10 protein-coding genes are annotated in these 14945 nt (G+C 66.3%); 7 read left to right on the top strand and 3 right to left on the bottom strand.

Features of this window, described 5'->3' with window-relative positions; genetic code table 11:
* The first annotated feature begins 72 nt into the window (after positions 1-72).
* From mobF to AB0310_RS07500, 3 genes are all read left to right on the top strand, one after another.
* Positions 73-3684 (top strand): MobF family relaxase, encoded by a 3612-nt coding sequence (gene mobF, locus AB0310_RS07510; RefSeq protein WP_082406190.1) that lies wholly within the window; start codon positions 73-75, stop codon positions 3682-3684.
* 119 nt (positions 3685-3803) lie between these two features.
* On the top strand, positions 3804-4760 hold the full coding sequence (locus AB0310_RS07505) for an AAA family ATPase (protein ID WP_054682932.1): 957 nt from the start codon (positions 3804-3806) through the stop codon (positions 4758-4760).
* Positions 4757-7363 (top strand): S8 family peptidase, encoded by a 2607-nt coding sequence (locus AB0310_RS07500; protein WP_054682930.1) that lies wholly within the window; start codon positions 4757-4759, stop codon positions 7361-7363. The genes AB0310_RS07505 and AB0310_RS07500 overlap by 4 nt, the downstream gene beginning before the upstream one ends.
* Before the next feature lie 59 nt (positions 7364-7422).
* Here AB0310_RS07500 and AB0310_RS07495 read toward each other — a convergent pair whose 3' ends face one another.
* Positions 7423-8685, bottom strand: coding sequence for an AlbA family DNA-binding domain-containing protein (locus AB0310_RS07495; protein WP_366236936.1), 1263 nt, complete (start codon positions 8683-8685; stop codon positions 7423-7425).
* 66 nt (positions 8686-8751) lie between these two features.
* On the bottom strand, positions 8752-9750 hold the full coding sequence (locus AB0310_RS07490) for a DNA-processing protein DprA (protein ID WP_366236935.1): 999 nt from the start codon (positions 9748-9750) through the stop codon (positions 8752-8754).
* A gap of 196 nt (positions 9751-9946) precedes the next feature.
* Here AB0310_RS07490 and AB0310_RS07485 point away from each other — a divergent pair, with 196 nt between their 5' ends.
* Positions 9947-10318 (top strand): hypothetical protein, encoded by a 372-nt coding sequence (locus tag AB0310_RS07485; protein WP_054682923.1) that lies wholly within the window; start codon positions 9947-9949, stop codon positions 10316-10318.
* Between the two features lie 2 nt (positions 10319-10320).
* Here AB0310_RS07485 and AB0310_RS07480 read toward each other — a convergent pair whose 3' ends face one another.
* Entirely contained in the window at positions 10321-10668 is a 348-nt protein-coding gene (locus AB0310_RS07480) for a hypothetical protein (RefSeq protein WP_228176932.1), read from the bottom strand.
* Between the two features lie 284 nt (positions 10669-10952).
* Between AB0310_RS07480 and AB0310_RS07475 the strand changes: the two genes are divergently transcribed.
* From AB0310_RS07475 to AB0310_RS07465, 3 genes are all read left to right on the top strand, one after another.
* Complete coding sequence (locus AB0310_RS07475; RefSeq protein ID WP_259955266.1) at positions 10953-11681, top strand: GntR family transcriptional regulator; 729 nt, start codon at positions 10953-10955, stop codon at positions 11679-11681.
* A gap of 153 nt (positions 11682-11834) precedes the next feature.
* Positions 11835-13046, top strand: a complete 1212-nt coding sequence (locus AB0310_RS07470) for an alpha-hydroxy acid oxidase (RefSeq protein ID WP_366236934.1) — start codon at positions 11835-11837, stop codon at positions 13044-13046.
* A 42-nt stretch (positions 13047-13088) separates the two neighbouring features.
* Positions 13089-14477 (top strand): MFS transporter, encoded by a 1389-nt coding sequence (locus AB0310_RS07465; protein ID WP_366236933.1) that lies wholly within the window; start codon positions 13089-13091, stop codon positions 14475-14477.
* Positions 14478-14945 lie beyond the last annotated feature (468 nt).

The following is a 14945-nucleotide window of genomic DNA, read 5'->3' as shown; positions in this document are numbered from 1 at the left end:
TGAGTCGGGCATTGCCGCTTCAGAAGTCACCGGGTGCGGGTGCTCACCTGCCCGGCAGGAGCGGAGGTGGGCATGACGGTTTCGATGCGCGTGATGTCGGCAGGTGACGGCTACAAGTACCTGCTCAAGACCGTCGTGGCAGCCGACGGAGACCGACCGCTCTCGACGCCGCTTACCCGCTACTACATGGAGGACGGCACCCCGCCTGGTCGCTGGCTCGGCGCGGGCGTAGCGGCCCTCGGCAAGGGCGAGATTCAGGTGGGCGACCGAGTATCGGAACACCAACTCCAGCTCCTGATGGGCACAGGCTGTGATCCGATCACCGGCGACAAGCTCGGCCTGGGCTTCGCGGCATACAAGAGCCAGGAGCAGCGAATCGAAGCGCGGATCGCTGACCTCGAACCGACGATGACCCCCGGCGCCAAGGGAGAGGCCGTCGCGCAGATCGTTGCCGAGGAGACAGCCCGAAGTACACGGCGTGCTGTGGCGGGCTTCGACTTCACCTTCTCGATCCCGAAGTCCGCGAGCGTGTTGTGGGCAGTCGCCGACGCCGGGGTCCAGGCACTCATCGCCGAGGCGCATCATCGCGCGGTTGCGGAGGTGGTTGCGTTCATGGAACGCGAGGTTGCAGCCACGCGCACGGGCGCAACCGCCGGAGACGGCGCGGTTGCGCAGGTCGATGTCACCGGGCTCATCGCGACCGCCTTCGATCACTTCGACTCCCGCGCCGGCGACCCCCACCTCCACACGCACGTCGTCATCAGCAACAAGGCCAAGACCGTCCTCGATGGGAAGTGGCGCTCGCTCGACGGCAGACCCATGCACACCGCCGTCGTCGCGCTCTCCGAACTCCACGAAGCCGTGTTCGCCGACCACATGACGCGCACCTTCGGCGTCTCATGGGAGGCCCGAGAGATGGGCCGCGACCACAACCCTGCATGGGCGATCACTGGAGTGCCCGATGAACTGATCGCCGAGTTCTCTACCCGCGCGCGTCACATCAACGCCGAGACCGATCGCCTCATCGCCAAGTACGTTGCAGCGCACGGACGACGCCCGACACCAGCGGCGATCATGAAATTGCGAGCTCAAGCCACACTCGCGACTCGGCCCGAGAAGCAGGTTCGGTCCTTGGCTGACCTCACCGTCGAATGGCGGGAGCGCGCCACGAAGTCGTTGGGGCGGGATGCGACGACGTGGGCGCGCGAGGTGACCGACAACGACAAGCCGCTCCTGCTGCGTGCCGACGACGTACCGCTCGTTGTCATTGGCGAGATTGGGCGTTCGGTCGTCGAGGTGGTCGGTGAGAAGCGCTCGACCTGGCGACGCTGGAATCTCATGGCCGAGGCATCCCGGCAGACGATGGGCTGGCGCTTCGCCACCATGCACGACCGGGAAGCCATCGTCGCCATGGTTGCCGATGCCGCCGAGTTCGCTTCGCTTCGCTTGACCCCGCCCGAACTCGGCGCCTCGCCCGTCGTGTTCCGTCGGACCGACGGCACCTCGGTGTTCCGACCGAAGAGCTCGACCGTGTTCACCTCCGAGTCCCAGCTCGCGGCCGAGGACAGACTTCTCGAACGAGCAGCCAACCTCGGCGGGTCGACGGTGACGCTTGCCACGGTCGAGAAGATCACGCGCAGTCCCGATGCGGACGGTCGGATGCTCGGCGACGACCAAGCCGACGCCCTGACCCGGATCGCGGTGTCGGGTCGGATGCTCGACGTGCTGGTCGGTCCTGCCGGTGCGGGCAAGACCACCGCAATGAACGCGCTCCGCCGCGCCTGGGAAGCCCAGCACGGCTCCGGTTCCGTCGTCGGGCTCGCGCCGTCAGCGGTCGCCGCACAGGTCCTCGCCGACGACCTCGGAATCGCGACGGAGAACACTGCGAAGTGGTGGCAGAACCACCTGATCCACGGCACCGCGTTCGAGGCAGGCCAGCTCGTCATCATCGACGAAGCCTCCCTCGCCGGCACCCTGTCACTGGACCGCATCACCCACCTCGCCCAAGACGCTGGCGCGAAGGTGCTGCTTGTCGGCGACTACGCCCAACTGCAATCCGTAGATGCCGGCGGCGCGTTCGCGATGATCGCTAGAGACCGGGCCGACACTCCCGAACTGGTCGACGTTCACCGCTTCACCCATGCCTGGGAGAAGACCGCCTCACTCGAGCTGCGTCACGGGCGCACAGCGGCTATCGACACTTACCTCGCCCACCAGCGCATCGCCGATGGCGACGCCGAGGCCATGACCGACGCGGCTTACAACGCATGGCGCGCCGACCGCGACGCGGGACTCGTTTCTGTGCTGATCGCTGAAACCCACGACGACGTGACCGCGCTGAACGGTCGCGCCCGCGCCGACCTGATCCTCAACAAGACTCTGAATCCCGACCGCGAAGTCGAGCTGCGCGACGGCACCGCCGCTGGCGTCGGCGACACCATCATCACGCGACTCAACAAGCGCGAACTGCGCACCCTGGTCGGGCGGGACTGGGTACGCAACGGCGACATCTGGACCGTCACCGCCGTCGGCGACGACGGGACCATCACCATCGCACGCGACTACGGAACCGGCACCACCGTCGGCGACGACGGAACCATCAAGGCTCGCAGGCGTGGGCGCAGGTTCGGCGGCAGCATCGTCCTCCCGGCCTCGTATGTGGCCGAGCATGTCGATCTCGGTTACGCAGTCACCGCCTACCGCGCCCAAGGCATCACGACCGACAGTGCGCACGTGTTGGTCGAACCGACCTCGACGAGGGAGACCTTCTACGTCGCTATGACCCGAGGGCGGCACGCGAACCACGCCTACGTGACTCTCGACCGCGCCGACGACCATGCCCAGCTGCACCCTGGCGACGACCCGCATGCCACCGCGCGAAGCGTGCTGTACGGCGTTCTCCAGCACAGCGGGGCCGAACTCTCGGCGCACGAGACCATCGTCGCCGAGCAGGAACAGTGGGGCTCGATCGCCCAGCTCGCCGCCGAGTACGAGACCATCGCCGCCGCAGCCCAGCATGACCGCTGGGCTGCCCTCATCCGCTGCTCCGGGCTCTCCGACGAACAGGCCGAGAGCGCCATCGAGTCCGAGGCGTTCGGCCCCCTTGCCGCTGAACTTCGCCGCGCCGAGGCCAACCATCACAACCTTGATGCGCTCTTGCCGCGCCTCGTGGCCGCGCGAGGATTCGATGACGCCGACGACATCGCCGCCGTCCTGCACTACCGGGTCGAGCGGGCGACCGGCCGCCCCGCAGGCTCGGGCCGGACCCGCAAGCCAACGCGACTTATCGCCGGCCTCATCCCACAGGCGCACGGCGTCATCGATGTTGAGATGCGAGCGGCTCTCGACGAGCGAGAGGAGCTCATCGCGGCACGCGCCGACGCCGTACTCGACGGCGCGCTGGCCGAGAGCGTGCCGTGGACGAAGGCACTCGGCACGCGGCCCACCGAACCGCGACGGGCTGCGGCCTGGCGCAAGTCCGCGCGCGTGATCGCCGCCTACCGCGATCGTTACCGCGTCACCGACGACACGCCCCTCGGCGCGCCACCCGAGTCGGCGGTCCAGAAGATCGACGCTGCGCGGGCGCGGGCAGCCCTCGACCGCGTGCGAGTGGCCGCTGAAACCGTGGATGATGCTCACGCAGCTCGAAGCCCGTCGAGAGGTGGGCCGTCGCGGGCAATGTAGTGCCAGTGTCGACCCCAGGGGTGCGGACCCGCGAATGTCGGCGCGGCCAAGTAGCCTCAGAGCCACACGACAGTAGACTTAAACCCACATGACGACACACGGCTGAAGGAGGCGGGGCGATGGCGCGCGCTGATCTACTCCTAGACCTCGTCGAGGCCGAACGCCGCGGCGATCGGGAACGCTTCAAGGTGCTGGTTGAGTCCGTCATCGCCGAAGAACGCGCCAACCAGCATCATCTTCTCGCCGATCGGCTCTCGCAACTCATCACGACGACGGGACAGGGACCCGTCCGCGACGACCGAGCAGCAGCGATCCGCGATCTCGTGCATGAGGTCGTACCGAACCGTCGGCTGCATGAACTCGAACTTGCGCCGGTCCCGCAACGAGTCGTGACCGAACTGATCGAGGAGCAGAAGCGCGCCGAGCTTCTGCGTAGTTACGGTATTGAGCCGCGCAACCGACTTCTGCTGTCTGGCCCGCCTGGAAACGGCAAGACGAGCGTGGCGGAAGCGATCGCGGCAGAACTGATGCTTCCCTTCTACGTGATCCGCTACGAGGGAGTCATGTCGAGTTTCCTCGGCGAAACGGCCGCACGGCTGGACAACGCGTTTGAGTTCGCGCGGACCCGCCGTTGCGTGTTGTTCTTCGACGAACTGGACACCATCGCCAAGGAACGAGCAGACGAGCACGAGACCGGCGAGATCAAGCGGGTGGTTTCGACACTGCTGCTCCAAATCGACAGACTGCCACCCCACGTGATCTTCGTTGGCGCAACCAACCACGGCGAGCTGCTGGATCGGGCGGCATGGCGACGGTTCCAGATTCGGACGGAGTTGGGACCTCCTAGCCGCGCACAGGCGACGAGATTCCTCGAACGTCTTGCTGAACGCCTCGGAGGCGACCTCGGTTTCGCTCCTCGTACCCTCGCCGACAAGTTGGCCGGGGCGAGCTTCGCCGAGTTGGAAGAGTTCGCACTTGATGTGCGCCGCCGCGCGGTGCTGGAACTCCCGGATGACAACATCCGCCGGATAGTGCTAGAACGGCTTGAACACCGCCGAGGTCAGGCGGCAGGGTGACGGTTGAGCGCAAACCGCTCCTTGCGTTCGGGCCGGCGGAGGTTGTGGCGCGGCCAACCCAGACGCCGCGTGATCTTCCACGTCTGGCAAAGCCGGGCGCTGGGCGACAAGGTGAACGACTGACTCCTCAGTTCAAGGACTTGGCCGCAGCTTTCGAAGCCGAACGTGCCCGTCTGAGCGCCGACACCCCAGAGGAGATTGACCCCGCACTCGTGGTCGTATTTGATCTGGCGGGAAGCGTCAAGGACTTCCGCAACGCAATCAACCGGATCGATGGCCTGGAGTTTCTGTCGGAGCTTCTCGGGGATCAATCTGACCCCGACGACGATTTCCACATGACGGAGCGTGAAGCTGGACGGACAGACAAGCGCGTCACGCACTCGCTGTACTTGGTCATGTCCAACACCAAGGCGATCGACGAACTACTCCGGCTCTTCGCTCAATGGCAGGCCGACCCGTCCGCGTCGTTCGAGCACGGGCTAGGCAAGTTCAAGACGGCCTTCCAGCAACTGACAGCGATACGTCGGTGGGGCGCTGAGGACCGCATCCGTGAGACTGGTCTACGAGAGCGCTGGGAAGAGACTCTCAGCATGGTCGGTCAGTCAGTCAGCACCGTCCTCGTCGAAGTCGAGCTCTGGCACAGGCGTGATGCCGCCCAGCGTGCGGCTGCCGAGGCGCACGTCGAGGAAGTCATCACTTCCAGCGCCGGTCGAGTCTTGGATCGCTCGCAGATCGGAGAGATCGAGTACCACGCGCTCCTGGCTGAACTCCCGATCCAGCAGGTCCAGTCCGTGTTGACCAACGGAGCTTCGGCCATTCGGCTTCTCACGACTGATGACGTCATGTTCGTCAGCCCCTTCACCCCGATGAGCGTTGCACCAGGGACTCTTGAGCCAGTTACTCAAACCAACCTTGCTCGCAGCGACAGAGTCGAAGGCAAGCCTCGGATCGCGCTGCTCGACGGGCTGCCGTTCACCAACCACGACACGCTCCAAGGCCGGCTCTCGATCGATGACCCTGATGGGCTTGGTGAGAACTACCCCGTCGCGGCTCGCCACCACGGAACCGCCATGGCGTCACTCATCATTCACGGCGACCTCACTGATGGCGGTCCCGCGCTTGATCGTCCTCTCTACGTGCGCCCGATCCTGCAGCCCCATGAGTTCATGCCTGGGCACGAGCAGGTAGTCCCGAATCGTCTGCTCCCCGACGTCCTTCATCGTGCGATCAGACGGATTGTGAAGGGCGAGGGGAACCAGCCTGCCGCAGCGCCGAGCGTCCGGGTTGTGAACCTCTCCATAGGCGCACAGACACGAGCACTCACGCGTCGAATGAGCCCCGTTGGGCGCCTGCTGGACTGGCTCGCCCACTCGTACAATCTGCTGTTCGTCGTCAGTGCGGGTAACCACACCGACGAGTTCACGATCCCCGCCGATGCCGCGCACGACACTGACGCCGCTCGCCTGGCTGCAATGCGGGTCGGCTTCGAGACGGCGCTGCTACGCGGCATCCTTCCGCCTGGCGATGCACTGAACGCCCTCACCGTCGGTGCCACGCACTCAGACGGCCTCGGCGAGATCGCAGTTCCAGATACGGTGTGGGATATCACCAACCCGGACGCTCCCGCACACTACGGGTCGGTTGGGCCCGGTGTCGATCGGTCGGTCAAGCCGGACCTTCATCACTCCGGAGGCCGCGCCCTCTACACGCGCCCCATCGTGCTGCCCGGTCAGACTGACGTTGCCGTCGGCCTGGCTCGCACCGCCGCGACGGGACCCGGCTTGCAGGTGGCCGCTCCGGGACGCGGGGGTGCTACCAACAGCACGGTGTTCACGAACGGCACCAGTAACGCGACGGCGCTCGTCACCCGTGAAGCCAGCAGGCTGTTTGACCTCCTTGAGTCTGATAACCGCGATCCCGAAGACGCACCGCTTCCTGATCCGCAATACCACCCGCTGCTCGTGCGCGCTCTCCTTGCCCATGCAAGCAGTTGGGGCGCTTGGGAGAACAGCCTGCGCAACGATCTTGGTCTCAATGGCCAGGATGCTCGGCGGCAGTTGACGGCTCTGCTCGGCTACGGTCGCCTCGACCTCAGCAGACTCGGCGAAGCCGCGTCCAACCGAGCCGTCCTCGTCGCGGGCGGTCAAATCGCACGGAACGAGCGCCATACTTACGGATTCCCACTGCCTCCCTCGCTTCGAGCGAAAGCGGAATGGCACCGCTTCACCATCACGCTGGCATTCATGGCTCCGACGGTCGGCCAGCTCACTCGGTACCGCAGCGCGAAGGTCTACTTCAGTACACCCGACACGAGCCTCGCAGGCGGCGAGCGTTCCGATGCAGAGCACAACGCGGTTCGGAGGGGAAGCCTTCAGCACGAGATTGTGCAGGGCTCTCGCGCCATGTCTTTCGTTGATGGAGACAGCTTCCCGATTCATGTCGAGTGCATGGACGACGCCCAGCGACTCCGTGCAGGCAACACGATCCGATATGCGCTGGTTGTCTCCGCCGAGACCGCGGAGCAGACCTCCAACACCATCCATGAAGAGGTCCGTGACAGGCTACGCGCACGCGCGCGCGTCCAGGGCCGCATTCGACCGTAGACCCCGTTTTCTACCACCGTCTGGCTCGACCACTGGTGCTGGCCACAGGGCAGTGCGCGTCAAGCAGTCTCCTGCGCATCGCGGTCAGGCGGCTGGATCATCAGCACGTTCGAGATGCCGCCTTGGTTCACGCAGTCCTGGGCGAGGTCATGGACGTGCCAGTAGAAGTCCAAGTCTGCCTCGGACGCGTTAACCGTGAACTCGACTGGCGTGTACAGGTGAAGTGGGACTGAGGCTCCGTCGTAGTGATAGCCGAAGTTGTCGATCGTTGAGATGGTCAGCGGATGATCGCCAGTGAAGTCGATCCCGACGCGGATGTCGTACTCACCGCCGCCTGTCGCTTCCGCTGTCTTGCGCACCAGCGCCATGAGGTCCGCCATCGCGCATTCGATGGCTGCGGACTGGACCTGCCAGCCATCGAAGTAGCCGTCGCTGCTCATGCGGTGGCCCCCAACGGCCGCTGCGATCGTGACTGATCCATCGTGGTGAATGCTCGCCCAGGCCTCCTTCCACGCCGAGCCTTCACCTGCCGCACTGTTCACGGCCACCCATCGACGAAGGCCTGGTCGCGGGTTGTGACGGTCGACGCTCTCCAGTGGGTGAATGCCACCGCGGCCCGCGTAAAAGAGCGCAAGGCTCTCAGCCTTTGCGAGGATCTCACGGGCTTCATCGCGCGTGAGCCGACTTCCGACGCGTGGGAGGCGTGGGTGGGCAACTGCTACCAGCCAGGCGCGCGTCTCTGAATCTCGCCCGGCTGCTGCTTCCGCATACAACGTGTCCAGAACTTCGGTGGCGTGGCGGCGCTCGTCGAAGCGCGCACGGTACATCGCCTCGATCTGACGCTCCTTCATCCACACCGTGTCCGCATCGTTCCGAACGGGTGCACCGAAGTAGTCGCCCCTATAGATCAGATGCGGACCATCGACGCTGGCTGGCACCTCAACGATGACGGCACGCTCGCCTTCCGCCGAGCCCAGCCGAAACACGTTCAGGCCGAACACAGGCGGCGTGATCGCGGTGATCGCCGCGCTGCGAAGGGAGCGCTCGTACCCCTCGTCAAAGTCGCCAACGTCGGTACGCTCGGTCGCCGCCTTCTGTGACTCGTGCACGCCGAAGACGATGACGCCACCCCCACTGTTCGCCATGGCCGCAACGTCTTTCGGGAAGTCGGTCTGCGGCAATCCCTTCTGAGGTGGAAGCTCCGACTTCCAGTCCAGGTCGTCGGACTCCGTCGCACCAGCCGCGACAGCCGAATCGAGCAGTTCGTCCGTCAACGGACCGGGGCCGCGACCGAGAACGCGGTGGAGGGCAGTGAAGCTCATATGACAAGCGTAGGGATGGCCACCGACAACGCGGGGAGGGAGCAGCCCAGGTTTAGAGCTTTGCTGTCACATCTCAACGACGCTTCGCGCATCACGCGAGGCGCTGGGAGCAGGTCGGCTTCGCACCGCCGCAACGGAACCCCTGCTGCCTACCGGCTGCCTGATCATCTGTTCGAGGTCGGTCGAGCCGGCCACCAACCGGGCCTCCCCACTGTGCAGAAGCCGGTGCGGCCCGACACTCGTCGCGCTGGTGACGGGGCCGGGGACGGCACCGAGGGAGCGACCGAGTTGGTGCGCTTCCTGCGCGACCTTCATCGATCCCGATCGCGCGCCGGCCTCAACCACGACCGTTGCTGTGGACAGTGCGGCCATCAACCGTGCACGGGCGATGAACCGATGGCGGGTCGGCGTTGCGCCGGGTGCGACTTCGCTGACCAGCAGACCGTCATCAGCGACACGACCGAGCAGCTCGCTGTGGCCCGCCGGATACGCGCGATCAACTCCGTTCGCAAGGACTGCGATGGTATCGCCACCGGCCGCGAGCGCCGCGCGATGGGCAGCACCTTCGATGCCGTAGGCACCTCCGGCCACGATGATCCGCTCAGCGCAGGCGAGGTCGGAGGCAAGCTGCCCGGCCACCTGCTCGCCGTAGGATGTCGAGGCCCTCGCGCCGGTGATCGTGACGAGATCGTTGAGCGGTCGCGCGAGAAACGAGGTCATGCCACGAGTCCAGAGGACGTACGGCCGCCGGTCGCCAAGATCGTCGAGCGCGGAAGGCCAGTCTTTCTCTCCGGGAATCAGCGTGCCGGTACCGGCGCGCTCGGCTTCGACGAGGTTCTCTTCAAGTGTCCGAGTGTCTGGGCGCTGGAACTGGGCGCGCCACACTTGAGCGTCAACGGTGCTGAGCCCCGGCACCGCGTCATCACCCTCGGCGAGCCGAAACAGCTCCTGTGCACCGAGCTCGCCCAGGAGGCGACCGGTGACGGCATCGTCCGGTTCGACGAGCATCGACAGCACCATCCGTGCTGTGCGCTCGTCCTGGACTATCTGGCTCAAGATCGTCATCGCCGGCTCCTCTCACTCCTACAGAGAGGTGCGCGCGGCGACGCGGGAGTCGGAGGGTTCCGTGAACGGCGACCCCGGCGTACAGTGGATGGTGAGGCAGGTTCTCCTCATATTGCGGGTCCTCCGGGACGGCCTTCGGGCACTCACACACGTTCTGCCTCCTCGACGGAGTAACACGTGTGACGAGAGGCCCGTCATGTTCCGCCTTATCTGGACGCTCAGCGTTCACACCCGCGACTATCTGCACCGCTACATGCCGAGCAACCGACTGCTCGCTGCCATCCGCACCCGCCGCGGACTCAAGTGGGGGATACCAGCGATGCTGGTCGCGCTTCCGTACATCCTGATCGGCAGCATCTGCTCTGGCGCGGCAGCCGACGGCGGCCCAGGCTGGCTCCACCTGATTGTCCTCTGGGCATGCTGGAACGCACTCAAGTTCATCATCATGGGACCCGTGAGCGTCGCTCTGCTTATCCGCGCGCGCCTGCGCGAGGCTGCGGTCCGTCGTCACCAGCGCCACGACTCGCGCGTCGAAGCGAGCCTGCGTGAGCCAGCTCTTCGTGTCTAGGCTCAACCGCCCACGGCAGTGGATGCCGTGATGCGAGAACCACAGCGCCCGCCAGGCCGGATCACGACGCCGTGGGAAGCGAGCGCTCGCCGGACAGCCTGAGGCCCCGCCCCGACCTTGATGCCGACCTCTACCAGCGTCAACCCGCTGAGGTAGAGGTCGGCTGCTTCGTGGATGCGGGAGGGATCGAACCGTCCACGGCGGATCGTCACCTCTCGCCGGGTGAGGTGGGTGGCGACCGTGCGGCGGTTCACGCCGAACACGGATGCCAGCTCCACGAGCGTTGCGCCCTCGCGGTACTGCGCTACCAGATCGTCGACCTGCTCCGGGCGAAGGAGGGTTTGAGCCATCCCAAGTGATCGCACCACTCGCCCCCTTGAGTCGGAAACGGTAGGCTCAGAGGAGCGCTGGTCGTGGTCGTAGAATCCCCGTGACCTGCGCAAAGACAAGGTTTTCAGGTGTGGGCAGGGGTTCTCAAACTCTCTACGGAGGTCCACAGGAACAGAACGCAAGAGCCTCGCCCCGCATCTCGCAGGGCGAGGTTCTTTCGTTGAAGCGCTGGGCCGGACCGACCGCTGCGACGAGACCGCTCGGCAGCGGCGGGGGTTCGATTCCGTGCCCCTAGGCTGAGGACATGGACGCGACGCCCAGCGAATCCGGCTCGACCCTGCACACGCATGCCGTCGACAGCCAGCGCCGCGCCGCAGCCCTCGGCGAGGGGGATCGCGTGCTGTCGCGCACGCAGAAGGTGTACGTGGCGCTCAGGGACGACATCGTCCGCACCCGGCTCGCCCCGGGCGAGGTCGTCATCGAACCGGAGCTGGCCGCACGCTTCGGGGTATCGAAGACGCCCGTGCGCGAGGCCCTGCAGATCCTTGTCGTCGAGGGGCTCGTCGTCGCCCTTCCCCGGCGCGGATACGTCGTCCGCCCGCTGGGCATCAACGAGGTGCGCGAGGTGCTCGATCTGCGCCTGATCATCGAACCGCCGATGGCGGCGGGTGCGACGCGCTACGGCAACGAGGCTTTCATCGAGGAGCTCAGCTCGATCCTGGACGCGCAGCGCAGCGGCTCAGGCACGGCGGAGCTGACCGATGCGGCGCGCGCTTTCCACGAGTGCATCCTCGGCGCGGCGCGCAACGCTCGGGCCAAGACGCTCATGAGCGGCCTGTTCGACGAGACGACACGGAGTCATCACCTGATCCCGGCGATCGATGCGCGAATCCACTCGGACGTCGAGAACAACGGGCACCAGCAGGTGCTCGAGGCGATCCGCACCGGCGATCCGCAGGCTGCCGAGGAGGCCATGCGCGGCCACCTCGTGGAGCTGCGGGAGTTCGTCCTCCAGGCATTCCTCGAAGCCTGACCCGCGCTCGTCACGAAGGAGCGACCCTCTGGTCGTGTCAGATATATCTGACGCATATCGCTATTGTGCCCGAGATATTTGGTGGCTATGGTGGTGCCGACACCGCGGTCGGCTCTCCGGCCGCCCCGGGGCTGCCGAGAGGAATCAGGACTTTTGCGACGCCGCATCCGCACCTTCACCGAGCTGCTGAGCTTCGCTCCGCCGGCGCTTCCCACCGAGGCGAAGCGCGTGGCGGAGGCACGTAGCCTCGGCGACCTCCGCCGGCTCGCGAAGCGTCGCGTGCCCGGATTCGTCTTCGACTACGTCGAGGGTGCCGCGGTGACCGAGCAAGCCGCCCGAGACAACGAGTCGGCCTTCGCCCGCCGGAGGTTCGTGCCCTCCGTCACGGAGAGCGCAGCCGGAGCGTCGCTCACCACCCGCCTGCTGGGACGCGAGCATGCGATGCCGATCGGCATCGCCCCCATCGGCCTCACCGCCCTCATGCGCGCGGCCGGCGAGACCGACGGGGTCCGCGCGGCTGCGAACCGCGATGTGCCGTTCGTGCTCTCCACTATGGGCACGCGGAGCATCGAGGACGTCGCCGATGCCGCGCCCGCTGCGCGCCGATGGTTCCAGCTCTACCTGCGGCGGGATCGTGCCGCGTCGCTCGCCCTCATCGAGCGGGCTGCTGCGGCGGGCTTCGACACCCTCGTGCTGACCGTCGACACCCGGGTGCCGGGGCAGCGCTACCGCGACGACCGCAACCGACTCTCGATGCCGCCGCGTCTGACGCTGCGCACCGCCATGCAGTCGGCGCTGCATCCCGCGTGGTCGCTCGATCTGCTGGCACACGATGCACCGGCCATGGCGAACTTCGGGCCCCGATCCGGAAGCGTCACCGACGTGGTCAGCAGCATGTTCGATCCCGCGCTGTCCTTGGACGACGTGCGCTGGCTGCGGGGGAACTGGGACGGGCCGATCGTCGTGAAGGGCGTGCTCTCCGCCATCGACGCCGAGCGCTTCATCGACGCCGGAGCGGACGCCATCTGGGTCTCCAACCACGGCGGTCGCCAACTCGACCGTGCGATCGCGCCCATCGAGGTCGTCGGTGCGGTGCGCGCCGCCGTCGGCGACGACGTCCCGATCCTCCTCGACTCCGGCATCCGCAGCGGCCTCGACGTCGTGGCCGCGATCGCGTGCGGAGCCGACTTCGTCTTCCTCGGCCGGGGGTACATGTACGGCCTCATGGCAGGCGGACGGATCGGGGTGGAGCGAGCACTCGACCTCGTGGCGAACGAGACCCTGTCGACGATGCAGCTTCTCGGCGTGCGCACGACCGCCGAACTGCGCGGCCGCGGGAGCGCCGTCCTCGCGCCGACCGGATGACCACGACCACGCCAGCACTTTTCAATGACGAAAGGACACCCCATGGCCAATGAACAGCAGCGCACCATGACTCCGCAGGCGAGGCGGGCGATCGCCGCAGCCTATTTCGGCACGCTCATCGAGTGGTACGACTACGCGCTCTACGGCGCCGCCGCCGGCCTCGTGATCGGCCCGCTCTTCTTCCCGGACGTCATCCCCGCCTCCGCCTCGATGCTCGCCTTCGCGACCTTCGCCGTCGGGTTCGTGGTGCGGCCGCTCGGCGGCCTCATCATCTCCCACCTCGGCGACCGGGTCGGCCGGAAGCCCGCGATGATCCTGACCATCGTGCTCATGGGGATCGCGACCGTGGGCATCGGGCTCCTCCCGACTGCCGAGGCGATCGGGGTGGCGGCGCCGATCCTGCTGATCCTGTTCCGCTTCATCCAGGGCTTCGGCGCCGGTGCGGAACTCGCCGGTGCGCTCACGCTCGTCGCCGAGTACGCGCCAGAGCGCCGCCGAGGGCGGGTCATCGGACTGGTCACCTCAGGCGCCCCTGGTGGAGCGTTCCTCGCGACTCTGGCCTTCACCTTCGCCTCGATGCTGCCCGGCGACGTGCTCCTCGGCGGGGCCTGGCGCATTCCGTTCCTGATCTCCGCCGTCCTGTTCGTCCTGGCGCTCTGGATCCGTCGTCGCCTCGAGGAGACGCCCGAGTACCGGGACGCGGTGACGAACGCGGAGCAGTCCGCGACGAAGGTGCCCTTGGCGGAGCTGTTCCGCCGCAGCCCCCGCGAGCTCGTCATCGGCTTCTTCAGCGTCTGCGGGCACAACGTGACGAACTACGTGCTGAGCGCCTTCGCGCTGAGCTACCTCACGCTGACGGTCGGGATGCCCCGGGTCGAGGCGCTGATCGCGGTCCTGGTGTCCTCACTGCTCACCGCCTTCGCTCCTGTCCTCGGCGGCGTCGCGGTCGACCGGTTCGGGGCCAAGCGCGTGGTGATGTTCGGCTCGGTCGCCGGGATCGTCCTCACGTACCCGGTCTTCCTCTCCCTGCAGTCCGGCGACCCGGTGCTGGCTGCTCTCGGGATGACGGCGCTCGGCGTCATCGCCGTGGGTGCGACCGCGGCGTCCACCGGGACCTTCCTCACGAACCTCTTCCCGACCCGGTACCGCTTCACCGGAGTCGCGACGGCCCGGGAGCTCAACGGCGCGCTGGTCGCCGGCCCGACTCCGCTCATCGCCACCGCGCTCGTCGCGGCCGCCGAGGGAGGGCTCTGGCTCGTGGTGCTGTTCGTCATCGCCGCCTGCCTCGTGTCGCTCCTGGCCGTCGTCGCGACGCCGAAGCGCATCGGCGACCTGCAGCCCGAGGAGGCGTCCGGTCCGTCGGTGATCGCATCGGCCGAGAGGGTGTCGGACGGAGCGGGAGGAGGCGACACGCCCGGGAATCGGCGGTGATTTGCTCGATGCCTGGAACCCACGTAAGTTATTACCTGTTCGCCCCAAACGGTTGAGCGGAGGTCCTCGGACCGGCTCCCGTCAAGCAGCTAACACCTCCCGAATCCCACACACTCACTGAGTGAACAGGATGAAGGATGCTGATCCGTTCCCACGGTCGGGCCGAAGAAACTCGGACTTGACAACGGAAACGAGATCGGTAAGATAGAGAAGTTGCCCTGCGGGCCTGGTCGTGATGGCTGGGTCGTGGGAGCATCCGATCCTTGAGAACTCAACAGCGTGCACTTGTCAAATGCCAAATTATCCTCGTCTAGCTTCGGCTGGGTGAGAATTCCTTTGGATCAAAGACCAACCTCCTTGTGGGGTTGGCAACGGATAGTCAGCAATGATTTATCTCTTTGGTCAGCATCAAACTCGCTGCGTTCCGGTTTTTCCCCGGTTCGTATGCAATTTCTTTTTACGGAGAGT

The organism is Microbacterium meiriae, from assembly GCF_040702565.1.
GTDB classification, from domain to species: domain Bacteria; phylum Actinomycetota; class Actinomycetes; order Actinomycetales; family Microbacteriaceae; genus Microbacterium; species Microbacterium meiriae.
The sequence above is the reverse complement of the archived record's forward strand: the minus strand, read 5'-3'. Positions and strand labels throughout refer to the sequence as shown.

Coding starts and splice junctions, on each gene's coding strand:
- mobF (WP_082406190.1), top strand. CDS start 73: ATGACGGTTTCGATGCGCGTGATGTCGGCAGGTGACGGCTACAAGTAC.
- AB0310_RS07505 (WP_054682932.1), top strand. CDS start 3,804: ATGGCGCGCGCTGATCTACTCCTAGACCTCGTCGAGGCCGAACGCCGC.
- AB0310_RS07495 (WP_366236936.1), bottom strand. CDS start 8,685: ATGAGCTTCACTGCCCTCCACCGCGTTCTCGGTCGCGGCCCCGGTCCG.
- AB0310_RS07490 (WP_366236935.1), bottom strand. CDS start 9,750: ATGACGATCTTGAGCCAGATAGTCCAGGACGAGCGCACAGCACGGATG.
- AB0310_RS07485 (WP_054682923.1), top strand. CDS start 9,947: ATGTTCCGCCTTATCTGGACGCTCAGCGTTCACACCCGCGACTATCTG.
- AB0310_RS07480 (WP_228176932.1), bottom strand. CDS start 10,668: ATGGCTCAAACCCTCCTTCGCCCGGAGCAGGTCGACGATCTGGTAGCG.
- AB0310_RS07475 (WP_259955266.1), top strand. CDS start 10,953: ATGGACGCGACGCCCAGCGAATCCGGCTCGACCCTGCACACGCATGCC.
- AB0310_RS07465 (WP_366236933.1), top strand. CDS start 13,089: ATGGCCAATGAACAGCAGCGCACCATGACTCCGCAGGCGAGGCGGGCG.